13 protein-coding genes are annotated in these 15,571 nt (G+C 57.3%); 3 read left to right on the top strand and 10 right to left on the bottom strand.

Features of this window, described 5'->3' with window-relative positions:
- Positions 1–85: 85 nt before the first annotated feature.
- Genes AC1D13_RS21345 through AC1D13_RS21360 form a run of 4 tightly spaced genes read right to left on the bottom strand, consistent with a single transcriptional unit; the run spans position 86 to position 4,391 of the window.
- Positions 86–595, bottom strand: a complete 510-nt coding sequence (locus tag AC1D13_RS21345) for a hypothetical protein (RefSeq protein WP_477690259.1) — start codon at positions 593–595, stop codon at positions 86–88.
- A 9-nt stretch (positions 596–604) separates the two neighbouring features.
- Positions 605–1,945, bottom strand: coding sequence for a hypothetical protein (locus AC1D13_RS21350; RefSeq protein ID WP_477690260.1), 1,341 nt, complete (start codon positions 1,943–1,945; stop codon positions 605–607).
- Positions 1,942–3,057 (bottom strand): AAA family ATPase, encoded by a 1,116-nt coding sequence (locus AC1D13_RS21355; protein WP_477690261.1) that lies wholly within the window; start codon positions 3,055–3,057, stop codon positions 1,942–1,944. Before AC1D13_RS21355 ends, AC1D13_RS21350 begins: the two co-directional genes overlap by 4 nt.
- A 2-nt stretch (positions 3,058–3,059) precedes the next feature.
- Positions 3,060–4,391, bottom strand: a complete 1,332-nt coding sequence (locus AC1D13_RS21360) for a serine/threonine-protein kinase (protein ID WP_477690262.1) — start codon at positions 4,389–4,391, stop codon at positions 3,060–3,062.
- 262 nt (positions 4,392–4,653) lie between these two features.
- On the opposite strand from AC1D13_RS21360, the gene AC1D13_RS21365 reads away from it, so the two are divergent.
- A complete protein-coding gene (locus AC1D13_RS21365; RefSeq protein WP_477690263.1) occupies positions 4,654–5,139 on the top strand; it encodes a hypothetical protein in 486 nt (161 codons plus the stop codon).
- Positions 5,140–5,488: 349 nt separating this feature from the next.
- On the opposite strand, the gene AC1D13_RS21370 is transcribed toward AC1D13_RS21365, so the two are convergent.
- The 6 genes from AC1D13_RS21370 to hutC all read right to left on the bottom strand — a co-directional run bounded on the left by AC1D13_RS21370 (position 5,489) and on the right by hutC (position 11,981).
- Positions 5,489–6,034, bottom strand: a complete 546-nt coding sequence (locus AC1D13_RS21370) for a hypothetical protein (RefSeq protein ID WP_477690264.1) — start codon at positions 6,032–6,034, stop codon at positions 5,489–5,491.
- A 1,242-nt stretch (positions 6,035–7,276) separates the two neighbouring features.
- Positions 7,277–8,680, bottom strand: a complete 1,404-nt coding sequence (locus tag AC1D13_RS21375; RefSeq protein WP_477666646.1) for a formimidoylglutamate deiminase — start codon at positions 8,678–8,680, stop codon at positions 7,277–7,279.
- Complete coding sequence (gene hutG / locus AC1D13_RS21380) at positions 8,670–9,488, bottom strand: N-formylglutamate deformylase (RefSeq protein ID WP_477666645.1); 819 nt, start codon at positions 9,486–9,488, stop codon at positions 8,670–8,672. Before hutG ends, AC1D13_RS21375 begins: the two co-directional genes overlap by 11 nt.
- On the bottom strand, positions 9,485–10,699 hold the full coding sequence (hutI, locus tag AC1D13_RS21385) for an imidazolonepropionase (protein ID WP_477666644.1): 1,215 nt from the start codon (positions 10,697–10,699) through the stop codon (positions 9,485–9,487). The genes hutG and hutI overlap by 4 nt, the downstream gene beginning before the upstream one ends.
- Positions 10,696–11,274 carry a HutD/Ves family protein gene (locus tag AC1D13_RS21390; protein ID WP_457281018.1) on the bottom strand — a complete coding sequence of 193 codons (579 nt, stop codon included), beginning with the start codon at positions 11,272–11,274 and terminating at the stop codon, positions 10,696–10,698. The genes hutI and AC1D13_RS21390 overlap by 4 nt, the downstream gene beginning before the upstream one ends.
- On the bottom strand, positions 11,271–11,981 hold the full coding sequence (gene hutC / locus AC1D13_RS21395; RefSeq protein WP_457281019.1) for a histidine utilization repressor: 711 nt from the start codon (positions 11,979–11,981) through the stop codon (positions 11,271–11,273). Before hutC ends, AC1D13_RS21390 begins: the two co-directional genes overlap by 4 nt.
- 223 nt (positions 11,982–12,204) lie before the next feature.
- On the opposite strand from hutC, the gene hutU reads away from it, so the two are divergent.
- Both hutU and hutH read left to right on the top strand, forming a co-directional pair.
- Entirely contained in the window at positions 12,205–13,911 is a 1,707-nt protein-coding gene (hutU, locus tag AC1D13_RS21400) for a urocanate hydratase (RefSeq protein WP_477690265.1), read from the top strand.
- 86 nt (positions 13,912–13,997) lie between these two features.
- Positions 13,998–15,542, top strand: coding sequence for a histidine ammonia-lyase (gene hutH / locus AC1D13_RS21405; protein ID WP_457281021.1), 1,545 nt, complete (start codon positions 13,998–14,000; stop codon positions 15,540–15,542).
- The last annotated feature ends 29 nt before the right edge of the window (positions 15,543–15,571 follow it).

Raw genomic sequence — 15,571 nt, forward strand, 5'->3', positions numbered from 1 at the left:
GGTCACGGGACTTCGCGATTTCGCCGCCTCGATGCTTGGCCAGATGCCCAGTTTCTTATTCAACTGCTTCAGGGTTCCACCTATATTAGAAGCCAMCATTCGTACCGAGAATAATTGTCGAGTTCGTTGTGGAAGTAGGGTCTTCGCCAAGTAATCCAATTGGAACCGCGACATATGCGTCACAGCAAAGCATGAGCTCATTTCCGCTGTCGTGTGCCAGTGCGAGATCGGCCGTTCCATAACAGGCATCACTAAGTCTTTTCGTGAGCACATCAAGGGCGGGATCATCCTTTACCAGATGTAGAAAATCCGCATATTTTCGTGACCAGCAAAAGGTATAGTTTCCCAGCGGCAGCACTCGTACGCAGTGGTCTCCATAAAACTGAGCGGTGATCCGGTTCGGAGTTAAAAAAACAGCCTGACTACGATAGCCAACCCCAAAGGAGGCCTCAAACCACTTATCGGCATGTTCGTGAAGATGAAGGGGGGTGTCCCTCGGCTTTCGGTCTTTCCGAGTGTGAATTATGGAAGGATGGTCGCGCGCGACTTTATCTGAGACGCCCCGGTAAAAAGAAAGGGTTTCAAATGAGCGCATGACCGGCCTTTATTTCTGTCGAGATTTTCTAGGAGTTTTCGCCGGAGCGCGCTCAGGTTGAGCCACTGGTCCACTCATGCCCAGAAGTTTATCGGCTTGCCAGAGCAACTGACGAACTTGATGGGCGCGTTCATCCCTTTCAATCAAGATACTGGCCATGGAAGGCCTATCAACCTCGTCCTCCTCCGTTGTGGATCTCACGTATACGTCGACACCTGGGTATAGGGATACCAAGATGGCCTTAGCTTGCGTCGGCTTAAGCACCTCGGAACGAAGCGGAACTCTAGCGAGCACATCATATTCATCGAAGGACACATCGCAAGTGGGCCTTTGAGTCAAATCAAACGGCGCAACTAAGTCGCGAAGAATCTTTTGCCCGATCCCGCCAACCGATGAGGTCAGAGAGAACTCCTCCGAGGCACCAGCAAACAATCCATACCAAAGCATGCCATCGGGCATATCTGGCAGAAGTCTATCGATAAGCCCAGAATGCGCCATCGAACCAGGCAGAATCAGGTTGCAAAAATATGCGGTGCACATTGAGTCTAGCCCTGAGCCTCGGCTGTCCTGTTTTACCGCATTAACGATTGCACCAAAGGCATCGATTCTCTTGTCAAATGCCTGATGCAGCAAGGGTGCGCTTCGACTAAGGTTGGGATATAGAGCGATCAGACTTTCTGTCACTTGCTCCCGCCCAGCAAGTTTTTTTAAGTAGCGGCTCAGTGTTTCTATGAAACCGCCTATCTTAGGATCATTGATCGACGGTGCTTTACCGGCAACTAGTTCGGCAGCCCAAACTGTCGATGCGGCCGCATTGGTTGACGCGTCCATTCCGGAAAGCTCTCGAATCCGAAGCCATCGCTCTGAAATTTCGCGTGATGAGAGATCAGGATGAAGGACTGTCGCTCGCGCTATGCAATATGCAAGTGTTCTCTTGCAGGCCGAGTAGCTGGGGAGCGTAGCTCTATTGCCGACGGCCCTTAGCACAGAGAGAGCATCCCCCAAGATAAGCCCGACATACACTGAAAGGTCAAATCCCCTCCCAGCATTCTTAGCATCAGGCGTTGTGCTCAACGCGCGATAAGAAGATTCACTTAAGACATGCATAAAGGCTGATATAGGCGCCCGCTCTGGAAAGTAAGTTGCAACATCCGCGAAAAAACTCTCCAGATCATCTTCAGCCGGAACTACTATGGTTGGCAACTCAAGCGAATCCGTATCTTCGTAAATGCAAAAATGAATTGCGGTATCGTTGAGTTTGGATGCGGAGAATAGATCTTCACGCCTTATTCCGCTAGATTTTCCTAGCTCAAATATTTGCTGCAAAGAATGATGTTGTAGTACTGTCATGTTTTATCGAACAGTTGAAAGAGTTCTGGGTCGGCCGGAGGAGGCGCAAGCTGCGCAATAGCGCTGTCTAGATACCCGGGAATGCTGCCTGAGTAGTAGAGATTGACGGATGTTCGGCCGCGCAGAATACCAGTGTAGACAAGTCTTTTCTGAGTTGGCCCCATCTTGTAAAGAGCCTCGCAGCCACCAATGTGTACCGCCCGGAATTCCCAGCCCTTTCCTCCATGCAATGTATCGCTCCACACGCGGTCCATGGGTATGCCAGAGAGAGCTAGCGCCTGAGAGAACTCGGCCTCTTGCTCCCGCTTAGGGAATAGAACGCCTATCTTTTCACCTGGATAGAGATCTAGCTGTCCAGGGATTTTCTGCAGTATTGCATTTACTTGCTCTGAAAACGTGGCGTGAGGATGTAATTCCACAGATGACGGTTTGGCATCCTCATCGTACTTGCACTCTCCTTTCATTGGAGGGAAGTTAACGTTGTCTTTTAGTATTGCATCGGCGACGGTGCATAACTTGAATCCACTGCGGTAGTGGTATTGCAGTGTGATTACGTCGTTCTGTACAAGCTGCTCTGGTAAGCCAGCGGTGTGCGTAACCCGATAAATGGATTGCCGCGAATCCGCCGCGAGCACCAAACGCTTTGTTAATTGGCGAAAGATCACTAATTCAGTATCCGTATAGTCCTGCGACTCATCGACAAGAATTGCTTCATGTATATCGTGGATATTCTTCGACTCAATCAACGCCTTAACTTTCCCCGCAATAAGAACGCGATCTTCTTCAAAGTCTCCTTTTCCTTCAATTTCAACACCGTATTCAATAAGAAGGTTGCGAAAGAACTGCATTCCAGTAACTACGCACTCTGGCTCAATGCCGTACTGCGTGCAGCCTTCCTGTAGAAAGGTTTTGAGACTCGAAGTGAAAACAATAATGCGGATATCGCTCAGCTTCTTAAACTTCAGCCATCTAGCTCGCAACAGAAGTACGTTTGTTTTTCCGGAACCCGCTGGCCCGCGCAGTAAAAAACTCGCGTCCGCCTTCTGCCCCTGAATAGCCTTTCCTTGTTCGGCATCAAGTTGCTTATCGTTTATCCAAAATGTGTGTGCCATAGCTACCCTTTTTCGATGTCAACCACTTGACCCGCGACCTCGATAAGGGCGCGTTGACACAAATCTGCTGCTGACTCCACTGTGAAAGCTTCAGTCCACGATGAGCGCGAAATCTCCTGATCAGCGATCAATGCCACGAAAGTCAAATCCGTTGTTAGCTGCGTTGCTGGGCTTGCCTTTAAACTTATTTCGATCTGCAGCTGTTTCCGAAACAGTAGGTCTTCGTTCTCATCAAATCGATATTTGAGAACATAGCCCCCGTCGGCATTCGCTTCATGGTTCCCGCTAAACCGAGGGAAAACATTGGCAGTCATCAAGAATTGCCGAACTCGAAGAAATGTCTCACTTTGCAGTCTCCACAATTCCTGCGTTCGATCTGGCTGTGGCTGCTTAACCTTCTCCTCCGAAATCCGCACCTTCTCCTGGTCGGCAAGGATCTGCCGCAATCTAATATCCAATAACTTGATTGAAGAATCACCGCTATCGGCTGGTGGTCCAAGGAACAGGTCCCAATTGACAATTTGCACGCGTTCACGCCAGCTCTTGACTAGGCATGCTCTTGCCACCTGGGCCAGCCATGGCTCGCAATCGTGTGCAAGTATTTCTGGTGTCGTCAGACGCACAGCGTCGTATAGCTTGGCCCTGGGGGTATCAACGCCTTGAAATATAGGCTTTTGCATCAGCATGTCATGCAGCGTGGCGCCAATCTGGTAGAAGCTGATCGCGGTCCAAGCGCTTTCGTCCGTCCTTACCTCTGTTCTCCACACAAATTCTGGGGGGCTATAACGTACTGAGGCAACAAATTCTTCCCCGGATAACTGCTTATCGTCAGCACCGTCGACATCACGAGTGGCAATCCCGAGGTCCAAGAGTGTCAGCGTAGAGAAGTCTTCGCTGATCACGATATTCGCGGGCTTGATGTCTCGATGCGCAAGTCCCTTCCCATGCAAAAATCTTGCGGCCTCGGCTAATTGCTTTAAAAGCGGCGCTATCGCTGGGCGAGGGAGCGTATCCAGCAGCTTATCCAACGAGCGGCCCGGAGCATATTCCATGACCAGATAGAACGTCTTGAGTTCTTCCTCAAAGCCACCTTCGTAGATCTCCACAAGATTGGGATGATGCTTAGCCCCGACCAAACCTAGCTGGAGTTCTAAGCGCTCCCGTTCCTCCCCAAGCCCGTTCTTGGCTACTGCTTCCGGGAAAAACATCTTCAAAGCCACTTGCCTATCACCCTGTGCGGCTTTGTAGACAATTCCGTCCGCGCCTCGTCCGATTTCCTCCAAGACCGCCCAGCCACGGAACGTCGTCCCTTTCAGATTCTTAACATCAAGCACTCTGCCCCCCCTCTTTTTATGGTGTTCCCACGCTGCGGATTGGGATGATCTAGCCTGTTATAGCCGGAAAAGGTTTGGGCATGTTGCTACTTCGCTCCCAGGTCCTGCACTTGCCACCCCTAATTTTCGAGCGGGCCGAAATCTTTGGATACGGCAGATCTTTTCTTGTTAGCACCTGCCGAAAACCACACGGAGTCTTTTAAATTAAATTAAACAGTTAGATAACTTTATGTCATACTGTCAATCAACTATAAAACACTCTATGAAAAACGTTATCAAAATTTTTACCGGGAAATCTCTGAAAACCATGATTGCGGAAGGCGGGTCCGCGTATTGGAAGCTGAGCAAGACCCGAGCTGCGAAATGCAAATTTGTCTTACTCGTCCGCAACATGCATGCCGACTGGAGCGAGCCGGGTCACCCTCACGGAACGGCGTTTCTTCTTGGCAAGGTATCGGGCGTCACAGCCGCAAAGGACCGCTTTGTCATCCACTTTAGTGAATACGCGCCTCTGAGCATTCCTAACTCTTGGGATGGCAGCCGAAATCCTGTTGGGTACACGGACCTGGATCACGAAAATATTGATCCGGAAAAGTTGACGTGGTCGCCGTTCCCCGCATCGCCCGCGCCGGATAAAGCCGCCCTCTCCGAAAATGTACGCCCCCTTTCGCTTGCCGAAGCGAAATTGGGTTTGGCCGCGACCTTCGGCATCAGCCCAGATCAGATCGAGATCAACATCAAAGCGTAAAACAGCCAGAGAGCTCCGCAGAACCCCAGTTTTTCAGGATCCCAGACGCAGAAACGCCCCAGAAACTGAATGCTGAGGCGAACTTTAAAGATAAATGGTAGGGCGTGAGTGACTTGAACACTCGACCAAAGGATTATGAGTAGCTTGATGGTCACGCCGAAACAATCTGACTATCGAACATTGTCGTTAACTATCAAACATTTGGTCTGGGTCGGTTGCGGTCGTTCCTGGATGAACAAATAGAAAGCCGTTTTGCGTAGCGAACTTTTAAGCCGCTCGCTGCTAGTCAGCTACTTGAAAAGGCTTTCACCACTCAATGATCTGGGTCAGTGCTATTTCCATCGGTGTCTTAACGCTTCGTCCTGAGAAGAATGTTCAAATGAGGGACCACGTTCGCATCAATGTGATCAAGCATAGCGGGAGTCGCGTGAGGGGCACCGGGAAGTTCTATTCCTACCTGCTGAGACCAGTCTCGCAGCAATCCGAGGAAGACCATTGAAAGCATTTCGCCGTCTTCCATGAAAAGCAGGAGAAAAGCTTTCAAGCGACTTCGGCCTTCATCTGAATGAAGGTCGAGGTCGCCTGGCACATCATGCAGTCGATGAGCAATGATATTTCGACTCTCCAGAAAGCGCTCGAAGCGCGTATCAAACGCTGGGTGTAGATCGACCTTTTTCCGTAGCGCCTTTAGCAATTGGCCTAGGGTAGCTTTCGTATGTAGGCGCAAGATTGACTCAAGCTGTGGCACGGTTGCAAGTGGCTCACCGTGCAACACGTAGGTGAGACAGGTGCTCATCAACAGCTCCACACCTTGCCCTGTAATGACGGCAAGGCCCAACGTTCTCAAAACGTCATCTTGTGCGGGTTTATAGCCCGACTCCATTGCATCTTTCAAAGTTTCGCCTCCTGGCCTGGGTATCACCGTGCCCGTTTATAGGTTTTTGAGGATCGTGGCTCGGGGTGCGCAGCTCGGCTAGATTGGTTTAACCGTCTTTGCCGTGTTGACCCGCTGAATAGATGAATCTTTTGTCACTATTCTTTGGTTCCCGTCGATAAGTATGAGGCAATTTGGGGAGCGAGGAGACGAGGAACAGCAGCGAAACGTCGTAGATCGTCGATGAGCTGTGATGGCTGACCTACCTTCGACCCTCTTTTTTTAGGAGACCACCGTGTGGATAACTATCACATCAAACTCACGATGGCCATTGGGATCTAACCAGGCAAGGCTCTGACCGTGCATCCATCAGTAAGCCGACCAAGGCGGAAATTTGGAACCCACGCGGGCATTCACGGCCGGCAAAACCGCCTACCGCGGCCTCTGCATCATCCAGCAACTCATCGCCACAGTCATCGATGTAGATAACCGTAGTGAAACGTCCGTTCTTGGGTGTCAGGTAGCGCTGCGCGTGAGAATTTACATGGATCGACCGCATGATGATTCTGTTTGGAAGGATGGTCGCCAATAGCGGCCAGTCTTCCTCAGGCATTGCATGCTAGGTCCGAGCCTGGGCGTTGGCGAACCTGTACGTTCTCAGGAAGAGCTTTCGTGCAGGCTCGGTATCCTCGGTCGCTGCTTCCCAGCACGTCTCCATCACTAAACGGCTGCGGTGTGACTGCCGCCCCAGCGCCCTATTTTCCATTTGACAACCCTTCCTCGGGTTTTGCTACTTGCTCGTGAACATCTTGCGCGGACGTTGCCAGTCGGCGATTCTTTACGCTTAAGAAGTTGCCAACATAATGATTACCCAGCAAGGCTTTTTGAGGGAGCTCAGCACGGCCGTTTGGAGTTACTACAGCATCCCAAAGGCAAGCCCGATAAAGCATAACCTCGCTTAACTTCCAAATAAATGCTGAGCTCAACCAATATGGTTTGAATCACTGGTTTTTTTAACACCTGAACTTCTTTAGTAATCAATGAGTTACGGAAATTCGGAAAGCAGGCGCCCCTTATGCTTATAAAGCGGAAATTCAGCATTAACATGCTTAATGTCGGTGCGCGCACTAGGTGATAAACCAGAAATTAAGCTGTTCATATGCTTTAATTCCGGCGAATAAGTCCTTAACTTGACAGCGCCCGTCACTATTGGCCCGGAACGCTATTTCGCACATAACGGTGCACTTGGCGACCTTTGGCCTTTCAACGCCATAGTTCGCGCATGGTCTGGCTGAAGTTTTCTGCGAGCTGCCGCCTTTTCTCTGCACCTGGCCCGCTGGCCAGTACACGCTCCCCGGCTACAAATACCTCGCCAACCACTCCGCCTGGGCTCGAAAACACCAGCGCATCCAGCAGATGGTGAACCGGCACACCCAGCAACGCGGGCGAACCGGGATCCAGCGTCATGAAGTCCGCCCGATGCCCGGGCGCGAAACCACCCTGCATCAGGCCAGTTGCGGGGAAACCGCCCGCCAGTGCGGCTTCGAACAAGCCGGCCGCGCTGCTCTCGTGGCCCAGGATGCGGGCGGCAATGTTGCGCTGGCGCAGCGTGAGGCGTTGCGAATATTCGAGCAGGCGCAGCTCTTCGGGCCAGCTGCGGGTGACGTGGCTGTCGGAGCCTATGGACCACTTGCCGCCTGCGGCTGCGTAGGCCGGCAAATCAAACACGCCGTCGCCCAGATTTGCTTCAGTCGCCGGGCAGATCACGATGGATGCGCCCTTGCCTTGCACGCCTTGCAGCTCGGCCGGCGTGGCATGGGTGGCGTGCACCAGGTTCCAGCAGGCATCGACATCGGCGTTGTTGAGTAGCCATTCAATCGGGCGCTGGCCGGTGTGCTCCATGCAGTCTTCAACTTCCTGCGTCTGCTCGGCGATATGGATGTGCACCGGAAGACCCGCTGCTTTGGCCGCGCCTGTGAGCTCGTGCAGCGCGGCCGGGCTGGCGGCACGCAATGAGTGAACAGCCACACCCGCATTGATGCGCGCATCGCCCTTTGTCTGGCGCTGGATGTCTTCGACCATGCGCATCACGCTCTCGGGCGTGGATGAAAACCGGCGCTGGTCTTCACGCAGGCCGCTAGCCTTGAAGCCCGAACGCATGTAGAGCGTGGGCAGCAAAGTGAGGCCAATACCCGTGCGTTGCGCGGCGCGCACCAGCGCCAGCGACATCTCAATTGGGTTGGCATAGGGCGTTCCGCTGACGTCGTTATGCAGGTAATGGAAGTCACAGACCTGGGTATAGCCGCCGGCCAGCAGCTCGGCATAGAGCTGGCTTGCAATCGCTTCGAGCTGTTCGGGCGTGATGCGGTTGGCTGCGGTATACATGCGGTCGCGCCAGCTCCAGAAATCGTCGGATGCATGGGCGCCCCCGCTGCGGCGCTCCGTCAGGCCCGCCATCGCGCGCTGAAAGGCATGGCTGTGCGCGTTGACCAGACCAGGCAGGACCGGGCCAGACAGACGCGTGGCGCCTTCCTGCTGCTGCGCCGTAGCCCCGGGCTCCACGCTTTGCCAGGTGCCGTTGCCGGCGACCGTCAGTAAAACGTCTTTGGACCACGCACCTTTCACCCAGGCTGCTTCGGCGAAAAAACGCCTTGCTTCACTTTTCATAGCTGCTCACGCATTCCAGCAGCGCGCTGGAGACCATTTTCTCTAACAAGGGCTGAACTTTTGATGCCAGAATTTCGTCGTACGCGTAGGGAGGCACTTCCTGCATATAGAGGCTCTGGCACATCTCAAGCTGCACGGCATGCACATCGCTGGCCGGCTGGCCATAGTGGCGCGTGATGTAGCCACCCTTGAAGCGGCCGTTAACGGCGGTGGTGATGCGGGGCGCCGTGGCGCAGGCTTTCACCACCGCATCGGTGATGGCTGCGTTCGCACTCGCGCCGCTCGCCGTGCCGATGTTGAGGTCAGGCAGCTTGCCTTCAAACAGCCAGGGAATTTGCGAACGGATGCTGTGCGCATCCCACAACAAGGCAAAGCCGTGCTGGGCTTTCAGCCGCGCCAGCTCACCGGCCAGCGCCGAATGGTAGGGCTGCCAGTAGGCCTCGCGACGGCGCGCGCGTTCAGCGGGCGCTGGCTCATAGCCAGGTTTGTAGAGCGGCGCACCGTTGAAAAACCGCGTGGGGCACAGCTCGGTGTTGGATGCACCGGGGTACATGGGCGCATCGTCGGGCGGGCGGTTCAGGTCAATCACATAACGCGAATAACGCGGCCGCAACACGCTGGCGCCCAGCGCCGGCAGAAAGTTGTAAAGCAGATGCAGATGCCAGTCGGTGTCCTCGACCCGGAGGGCTTCATCGGTGTAGGCGCCCTTGAGTTCGGCCGGCATCTCGGTGCCGATGTGCGGCATGCTGACCAGCAGGGGAACCATACCCTGGTGCAATGTAAAAACTTCGCTCGAGCGTTCGTTCATAAGACCTGTCCCTTGAAAACTGTTTGAAGGCGCGGGTTCGCACCAAAGGCGTAGCTCAGCTCCGCCGGCCGCTCAACGCCCCACAGTACAAAATCAGCCCGCACGCCGGCTGCCAGCACGCCCCGATCCCGCAGGCCCAAGGCCGCTGCAGCATGGCGCGTGACGCCAGCCAGCGCTTCTTCAGGCGTCAGGCGGAACAGCGTGCACGCCATGTTGAGCATCAGCAGCAAAGAGGTGCAAGGCGAGCTGCCCGGGTTGCAGTCGGTAGAAATCGCCATCGGTACGCCGTGCTCACGCAGCAAGGCCACGGGCGGCAGCTTGGTTTCACGCAGAAAGTAAAACGCGCCGGGCAGCAGCACTGCCACCGAACTCGCCGCCGCCATGGCTTGCGCGCCCTCGGCCGACAACCATTCCAGGTGATCGCAGCTGAGCGCGCCATAGTGCGCCGCCAGCTGCGCGCCACCACTGTCGCTGAGCTGCTCGGCATGCAGCTTGACAGGAACGCCCAGGGCCTTGGCCGCGGCAAAGACCCGCTCGGTCTGCGCGGGGCTGAAAGCAATGCGCTCGCAAAACGCGTCGACCGCATCAACCAGTCCTTCGGCATGCAGCACTGGCAGCATTTCCAGTACGGCGTCGACATAGGCGTCTGTGCGGCCGGCAAATTCAGCCGGCACCGCATGTGCACCCAGGAAAGTGGTGCGAACATCCACCGCATGGGTCCGGCCCAGCGCGCGCGCCACTGACAGCGTCTTGCGTTCGTGCTCCAACGCCAGGCCGTAGCCGGACTTGATCTCGAGTGTGGTCACGCCTTCGGCGATCAGGCGCTGCAGCCTGGCTGCGCTCTGCGCTTGCAGCTGCTGCGCAGTGGCAGCCCGGGTCGCTTTCACGGTAGAGGCGATGCCGCCGCCGGCGCGAGCAATCTCTTCATAGGTCGCGCCGTTGAGCCGCAACTCAAATTCATGGGCGCGGTCGCCGCCATAAACGAGGTGGGTGTGGCAATCGATAAGGCCGGGCGTGATCAATGCACCGTCGGCATCGTGCTGCGTGGTGCAGCGAGCCAGAAGATCTGGGGGCACATCGGCACGCGGGCCAACCCACGCAAGGGATTCGCCGTCCACCACCAATGCAGCGTCTTCTATCAAACCATAAGCCTGCGCAGCACCGGCTTGCAGCGTGGCCACGCGGCAGTTTGTCCAGAGTTTCAGGCTCATGCGGGGATCTCCATCCAGAGGGCGTGCTGTGCGGAAATTCGCACCGCCGCACTGCCCGTCACCGTGCGCCAGGCCAGGCTGGCGGGCTCCAGCTGCAAAACTTCTTCATCAAATAGCACGGTAGCGCCCAATTGATGAGCGTAGACAGCTATCATTTTCATAGCACGTAACGTTTCCGAGAAACGCCCGGCCACTCGAACCATTCGGGATAGCTCGCTCCCACGGCGCACCATCAGGTTGAAATCCCGCGTCTTGCCGTCTATCAACTCGCAATTCGTTATAGCAGCCCCATCAAAGAAGAGCGGAGCATCCTCGGCCGTCACACGGTGCGGAACACCCGCCACATCCAGCTGCACGCCCGCGCCTTCGAGCACCGCAAACCATCGCTCGATGCCATCGAACTTCGAAAAAGGCCCGCTCTTGTCCACATCGGCCACCGACATGCGCCAGACCCAGTCACCCGCATTGGGCCACATGGCCAGCTCGCGCGTCACACCGCCGCCATTGCGCCACGGCGTCGCCGCAATGTCGGCCAGCCGCACGACGTTCCAGCCGGAACCATTCGAAGATGTCACGCCTGAAACTTTCCCGCAAAGCTGTAGCGCGATCCCGGGTACACCAGGCGCGCCACACTGGCGATGTTGCTGCCGCTCACGGTCCGCCGCATCATGGCGAGGCACGCCTCTGCCGGCTTGATGTCCAGGTGTTTGGCCTCCAACGCCGAGGGCAGGCAGGCCTCAATGGAATAGCTGGCCTCGGTGAGCGGCGCCTGTTCCAGCAAATGATGGGTGGGTGTGGTCTGGGTGAAGTCGGTCTTTAAATAGTCGGGTGCCGCTGCCGGGTTCACATAGCGGTCTTCATACTGAATCGGCACGCCGTTCTCCAGGTGAATCAATATGGTGTGAAACACCCGCCCGCCCGCCCGCAGGCCCAGGGTGCGCGCCAGGTCGGCGCTGGCTTTTTCAGATTCAGCGAGCAGCACGCGCGAGGTATGCACATGCCCGCGTTCGACAACCTCCTCGTGAATGTCACGAATGGTCAGGGTGGAAGAAATGCGGTGCAGCTCCGCCACAAAAGTGCCGGAGCCCTGGATGCGCGTAACCATGCCCTCGCCCATCAACTCGCGCAGCGCCCGGTTGACCGTCATGCGGCTCACGCCGAACTGCTCCATCAGTACAGCTTCGCTGGGCACCGGGTCGCCGGGCTTCCAGGTGCCGGTGCTGATGCGTTTTTTGATGAATGCCTTGACCTGACCGTAGGCAGGCAGTGGTGTGGTGGCCATGGTTCAGCGGAATGCTCGCGTGTGTAAAAAAACATTGTCACCGCAAAAGTCCGACCCTTCATCGGCCAGTCAGGGTTGCCGGGCCGGCTTTTGCGCACAAACCATAGATTACCGCAGTTGACACAAGTTGTATAGACAACTACGATTTATCCCATCGCCGGTTGATTTCTTTTTCTGGTGCTGTGAAATTCCCCTGTTATCCCGTCTTCTCCGGAGCAGTCTCATGTCCGATCTTTCCCAAACCCCTTTTCTGGATAGCAAGGCCCGCCCCGTGCGCGCCCCCCGCGGCAGCACCCTTACCTGCGCCAACTGGCAAATCGAGGCGGCCTACCGCATGATCCAGAACAACCTGGACCCGGAAGTCGCCGAAAACCCCGACGAGCTGGTGGTATACGGCGGCATCGGCAAGGCGGCCCGCAACTGGCCGGCCTTTGACGCCATCCTTGATTCCCTGCGCAAACTCAAAGCCGACGAAACCCTGCTGGTGCAGTCGGGCAAGCCGGTTGGCGTGTTCCGCACCCACACCGGCGCGCCGCGCGTGCTGATCGCCAATTCCAACCTGGTACCCAAGTGGGCGACCTGGGAGCATTTCAACGAACTGGACCGCGCGGGCCTGATGATGTACGGCCAGATGACGGCCGGCAGCTGGATCTACATCGGCACCCAGGGCATCGTGCAAGGCACGTATGAAACCTTTGTGGAAGCGGGCCGCCAGCATTTCAACGGCGACCTGGCCGGCCGTTGGGTGCTGACTGCCGGCCTGGGCGGCATGGGTGGCGCGCAGCCGCTGGCTGCTACCTTTGCCGGCGCCTGCTCGCTCAACATCGAGTGCCAGCAGTCCAGCATCGACTTCCGGCTGCGCACACGTTATGTCGACAAGCAGGCCAAAGACCTTGACGAAGCGCTGGAGATGATCAGGTACCACACCTCACGCAAGGAGGCCGTTTCCATCGCCCTGTGCGGCAATGCGGCCGAAATTGTTCCCGAGCTGGTCAAGCGCGCCAAGGCGGGCGGCATTCGCCCCGACATCGTCACCGACCAGACCTCGGCCCACGACATCATCAATGGTTACTTGCCCGCCGGCTGGACGGTGGCGCAATGGCGCGCCGCGCAAAAAGACCCTGCGCAGCATGCCGCACTGACAAAAGCCGCCGGCGAATCCTGCGTGGCGCACGTCAAAGCCATGCTGGCCTTCCACGAAATGGGCATTCCCACGGTGGACTACGGCAACAACCTGCGCCAGGTTGCCAAGGATTTCGGCGTCGACAACGCCTTTGACTACCCCGGCTTTGTGCCCGCCTACATTCGCCCGCTGTTCTGCCGTGGGGTCGGCCCCTTCCGTTGGGTGGCACTCTCAGGCGACCCGGAGGACATCCAGAAAACCGACGCGAAGATGAAAGAGCTCTTCCCCAACAACAAACACCTGCACCGCTGGCTGGACATGGCCGAAGAGCGCATCGCCTTCCAGGGCCTGCCGGCACGCATCTGCTGGATAGGCCTGGGTGAGCGGCATCTGGCGGGCCTCGCCTTTAACGAGATGGTCAAAAGCGGTGAACTCAAGGGCCCCATCGTCATCGGCCGCGACCACCTGGACAGCGGCTCCGTCGCCTCACCCAACCGCGAAACCGAAGCCATGAAAGACGGCAGCGATGCCGTGAGCGACTGGCCGTTGCTAAACGCGCTCCTCAACACCGCCAGCGGAGCGACCTGGGTCAGCCTGCACCATGGCGGCGGTGTCGGCATGGGCTATTCGCAGCACTCGGGCGTGGTCATCGTGTGCGACGGCACTGCCGAGGCCTTCGAAAAATTAAGCCGCGTGCTGTTCAATGACCCGGCCACCGGTGTGATGCGTCATGCCGATGCAGGCTATGACATCGCCAAACAATGCGCCAAAGACAACGGGCTGAACCTGCCCATGCTGGGCGACTGAACAGATGCGCGATAGCGGTAGTCATATCCATAGCGCCGCCAGGCACCTATGACACCGCAACCTCCTCCTTTTCCAGATACAACACCATGAAGATCACCATCCAACCCGGCCTGCTGACGCTGGCGCAGCTGCGGGATATCCATACCAGCCGCCCGCTGCTTGCCATTGATCCAGCCGCCACGACAGGCATTCGCGCCAGCGCCGCGCTGGTGCAAAAGGCCGCGCAGGGCGGCGACGCTGTCTACGGCGTCAACACCGGCTTCGGCAAGCTGGCCAACCAGCGCATCGCTCAGGCTGATCTTGAAACACTGCAGCTCAACCTGCTGCGCTCACATGCCGTGGGTGTGGGCGAGCCCATGCCCGAACGCGTGGTGCGCCTGGTGCTGCTGCTCAAGGCCGCGAGCCTGGCGCGCGGCTTCTCAGGTGTGCGTGAGGTCGTCATCGACACCCTGATGGCGCTCTACAACAAGGGCCTCACACCCGTGATCCCTTGCCAGGGCTCGGTCGGCGCTTCGGGCGACCTCGCGCCACTGGCTCACCTGTGCCTGCCGCTGATTGGCGAAGGCGAAGTCTTCTATCAGGGCCAGCGCATCGCCGCAGCTGAGGCACTCAAGCAAGCCGCCATCACGCCGGTCAAGCTGTCGGCCAAGGAAGGCCTGGCACTGATCAACGGCACGCAGGTCTCGACCGCGCTGGCGCTGGATGCGCTGCTCGCCACCGACCGACTGTTTGAAGCCGCCGTGATCTCGGGCGCTGTCACACTGGACGCCGCCCGCGGCAGCGACGGACCGTTTGATCCGCGCATTCACGCGGTGCGCGGCCAGCCGGGCCAGATCGACTGCGCCGCCGCCTACCGCGCCATCATGGTGGGCAGCGAGATCCGCCGCTCGCACCTTGAGGGCGACGACCGCGTGCAAGACCCTTACTGCCTGCGCTGCCAGCCGCAGGTGATGGGCGCCTGCCTGGACCAGATGCGTTATGCCACGCAGGTGCTGATGCGCGAAGCCAACGCCGTGACCGACAACCCGCTGGTGTTTGCCGATGACGCAACGCTGCTCTCAGGGGGAAACTTCCACGCAGAACCGGTTGCGCTGGCTTGCGACGCACTGGCCGTTGCCATTGCCGAAATCGGCGCGATTACCGAGCGCCGCATCGCCATGCTGGTCGATACCGTGGCCTCGCGCTTGCCGGCCTTCCTCACACCCGAGCCGGGCCTCAACTCTGGCTTCATGATCGTGCATGTCACAGCCGCCGCGCTGGCCTCTGAAAACAAATCACTGGCCCACCCCGCCAGCGTCGACAGCCTGCCGACCTCGGCCAACCAGGAAGACCATGTGAGCATGGCCACCTTCGCGGCGCGCCGGCTTCAGCCCATGTTGCGCAATACCGAATACATCGTCGCCATCGAACTGTTGGCCGCCGCGCAGGGCATTGAATTCTTGCGCCCGCTCAAGAGCTCCGCTGTGCTGGAAGGCGTGCTGCAACTGGTGCGCCAAGCCTCTCCGGCCATGATGCATGACCGCAGCCTTGCACCCGACATGGAGAAGGTGCACCAATTGGTAGCGGGTGGACGTATTGGCCTGGCCGGAGAAGCCCAAATCACCGAGTTGACCGCCTTGCGGCTGGCATGAAGCCTGCATACATTAGCAATACCTCAGTC

The sequence above is a fragment of the Polaromonas sp. P1_E12 genome, from assembly GCF_056405975.1.

Excerpts from the sequence above, each read along its gene's own strand:
- AC1D13_RS21350 (WP_477690260.1), bottom strand. The coding sequence starts at position 1,945 with ATGACAGTACTACAACATCATTCTTTGCAGCAAATATTTGAGCTAGGA.
- AC1D13_RS21355 (WP_477690261.1), bottom strand. The coding sequence starts at position 3,057 with ATGGCACACACATTTTGGATAAACGATAAGCAACTTGATGCCGAACAA.
- AC1D13_RS21365 (WP_477690263.1), top strand. The coding sequence starts at position 4,654 with ATGAAAAACGTTATCAAAATTTTTACCGGGAAATCTCTGAAAACCATG.
- AC1D13_RS21375 (WP_477666646.1), bottom strand. The coding sequence starts at position 8,680 with ATGAAAAGTGAAGCAAGGCGTTTTTTCGCCGAAGCAGCCTGGGTGAAA.
- hutG (WP_477666645.1), bottom strand. The coding sequence starts at position 9,488 with ATGAACGAACGCTCGAGCGAAGTTTTTACATTGCACCAGGGTATGGTT.
- hutI (WP_477666644.1), bottom strand. The coding sequence starts at position 10,699 with ATGAGCCTGAAACTCTGGACAAACTGCCGCGTGGCCACGCTGCAAGCC.
- hutC (WP_457281019.1), bottom strand. The coding sequence starts at position 11,981 with ATGGCCACCACACCACTGCCTGCCTACGGTCAGGTCAAGGCATTCATC.
- hutU (WP_477690265.1), top strand. The coding sequence starts at position 12,205 with ATGTCCGATCTTTCCCAAACCCCTTTTCTGGATAGCAAGGCCCGCCCC.
- hutH (WP_457281021.1), top strand. The coding sequence starts at position 13,998 with ATGAAGATCACCATCCAACCCGGCCTGCTGACGCTGGCGCAGCTGCGG.